2 protein-coding genes are annotated in these 2,272 nt (G+C 71.3%); one reads left to right on the top strand and one right to left on the bottom strand.

Annotated elements, in window-relative coordinates; translation table 11 throughout:
- Positions 1-434, top strand: a 434-nt coding sequence (locus tag AC1D01_RS30940) for a TonB family protein (RefSeq protein ID WP_477873269.1), incomplete at its 5' end; no start/stop codon positions are given.
- 21 nt (positions 435-455) lie between these two features.
- On the opposite strand, the gene AC1D01_RS30935 is transcribed toward AC1D01_RS30940, so the two are convergent.
- Positions 456-2,272, bottom strand: a 1,817-nt coding sequence (locus tag AC1D01_RS30935) for a putative bifunctional diguanylate cyclase/phosphodiesterase (protein ID WP_477873267.1), incomplete at its 5' end; no start/stop codon positions are given.

Genomic DNA, 2,272 nt, shown 5'->3' with positions numbered 1-2,272 from the left:
ACCCGGCACCGGCTGCCACGCAGGCCGTCCAGGCCATCCAGCCCGCCGCGCCGGTCTCCAGCGTCGACAACGAAGCGGCCCGCATGGCCAACAGCGCGGCGGCCCACGCCCGTGGCGGTGCCACGGCGATGCCCGATGCGGCTGCGCCGCCCGCTCTCGCCGCCGCGCCGGAGCCTGAAGCCGACGAGACGTTGGTGATGGTGTCCCAGGTCGAGCCGCAATTCCCCCGTGCGGTGATGCTGGATCTGCGAAAGGGCACCGTGCGGGTGCGCTTCGAGGTGCTGGCCAACGGCACGGTGTCGGCGCCGGCCGTCGTGTCGTCGACGAACGTGCGCCTGAACCGGGCCGCGCTGGCGGCCGTCGCGCAATGGAGATTCCAGCCGCTGCGCGAAACGCAGGAAGGTGTCGTCGAGCTGGGCTTCAACCTCGACTGAGGCGGCCCCTTCGGGTGCGCGTCAGGCGGCGACCGTCCGCTCGGGCGCGATCGCCCCGCGGTACTGCCGCACCCAGTCGACCACCTCGCTCGACGGCATGGCGGCGGCGATGCCGTTGCCCTGGGCCATGTCGCAGCCGATCGCGATCAGGCGCTGTGCCTGGGCCCGCGATTCGACGCCCTCGGCCACCACCGTGCACCCGAAGGTGCGCGACAGGCTGATCACCCCGGCGACGATCGCGTGGTCCTGCGGGTCGAGCAGCATGTTCTGCACGAACGAGCGGTCGATCTTCAGCAGGTCGAGCGGCAGCCGCTTCAGGTAGGTGAGGGTGGAGTAGCCGGTGCCGAAATCGTCGAGCGCGAAACGCACGCCGAGCTTGCGGCACTCCTGCATCAGCTGCACGGTGTAGTCGACGTCGGCGAGCGCCGCGGTCTCCAGCACCTCGATCACCAGGCGCTGCGCCACCGGCGAGTTGTAGCGTGACAGCAGCCCGGCCAAGCGTTGCGCGAACAGCGGCTCCTGCAGGTGGCGCGCCGAGACGTTGATGCTCAGCGTGAGGTCGAGCCCCTGGCGCTGCCACTGCGCGAGCTGCTCGATGCCCTGCTGCAGCACCCAGTCGCCGACGCTGGCGCTGAGCCCGGTGTGCTCGATCAGCGGCAGGAAATGCGCCGGTGCGATCACGCCGTGCTGCGGGTGCTTCCAGCGCAGCAGCGCCTCGACGCCCATCACCGTGCCGTTGCGCAGGTCGACCTTGGGCTGGTAGTAGAGGCAGAACTCCTGCGCGTCGAGCGCGGTCTGCACGCGGCTGAGCGCCTCGAAGCGTTCTTCGGTGCGGCGGTTCAGCTCGGTGTCGAAGAACAGCGAGCCGTTGCGGCCGGCCTGCTTGGCGCCGTACATCGCGTGGTCGGCGTGGCGCAGCAGCGTTTCGGCGTCGGCGCGGTCGACCGGGTAGACGGTGGCGCCCAGGCTGGCGGTGACGATCACCGGCCCGATGCCCATGCCGAGGTTGTACGGCAGCGAGACCTGGCGCAGCACGCGCTCGACGGTGGCCTGCGCGTCTTCGAGGGTCGCCGCGCGCAGCAGCAGCACGAATTCGTCGCCGCCCAGGCGCGCGACCTCGTCGGTCCAGTGGTCCCAGCGGCCGAGCGCATTGCGCAGCCGCTGCGCCAGCTCGACCAGCAGCCGGTCGCCGGCTTCGTGGCCGTGCGTGTCGTTGACCGGCTTGAAGTTGTCGAGGTCGAGGTAGCAGACCACCAGCAGGTAGCCGTCGCGCTCGCTCGCGCGGATGGCGTCGCGCAGCATCTGCGCGAGGCGGGCCCGGTTGGGCAGCCGGGTCAGCTCGTCGAAGTGGGCCTGGCGCTCCAGCTGTTCGCGGTGCAAGCGGGCCTGCGTGGTGTCCGACAGCACCAGCACGTGGTGGCGCGGCTCGGCATCGGGGCCGGGGATCGCGGAGATCGTCACCTGCAACGCGCACAGCTCGCCGTCGCGCCGCCGGTCGATGATCTCGCCGCGCCACGAGCCGGTGGATTCGAGCGCGGCGGCCATGCTGGCGCGCTGCGCGGCGCCCGGCTCGCCGTCGGTGGCCGGGCGCAGCAGCGCGGGCACCGCGCCGAGCATCTCTTCGCGCGAGAAGCCGGTGATCTTCGTGAAGGCCGGGTTCACGTCCAGCACCCGGCAGGCCGCGTCGGTGATGATCAGCCCCTCGTGCAGGTACTCGAAGAGCCGGGTCGTCACGTTCTGCCGTTCTTCGGTGGCATGGCGGTCGGTGATGTCGATCACGGTGGCGATCACGCGCCGCGGCGTGCCGTCGGGCTGCCATTCGACGGCACGGGCATGGC

The sequence above is a fragment of the Rhizobacter sp. P3_B12 genome, from assembly GCF_056402895.1.
The sequence above is the reverse complement of the archived record's forward strand: the minus strand, read 5'-3'. Positions and strand labels throughout refer to the sequence as shown.